1 pseudogene is annotated in these 269 nt (G+C 70.3%); it reads right to left on the reverse strand.

Annotation, left to right across the window (positions count from 1 at the left end):
• Window positions 1-245: pseudogene (locus KVT37_RS32260) on the reverse strand (peptidylprolyl isomerase); the annotation flags it as partial.
• Window positions 246-269: the final 24 nt, after the last annotated feature.

Here is a 269-nt window from a genome sequence, read left to right on the forward strand (position 1 = left end):
TGCGCGAACTGTTGCGACAGTACGCCTCCGGCGAGCTGCAGGTCGGCCTCGGTCAGCTTCTCGCCATTGACGGTGGCAACCACGGCATTGGGAGCGACCGGAGCCGCGGGAGCAGCAGCAGGCGCTGCGGCATCCGGCTGGGCCGGCGCGGCCTCCTGTGCCATCAGCGGCGACAGGCAGAGAGCCGAGAGCCCGAAGGCCAGGCCGGGGCTGGCGGGGGAGGCAGGGCGGGACGACAAGGACATCAAGAGAACTCCACTGGGATTGCC

This window comes from Mesorhizobium sp. GbtcB19 (assembly GCF_019091085.1).
Lineage (GTDB): Bacteria > Pseudomonadota > Alphaproteobacteria > Rhizobiales > Rhizobiaceae > Mesorhizobium.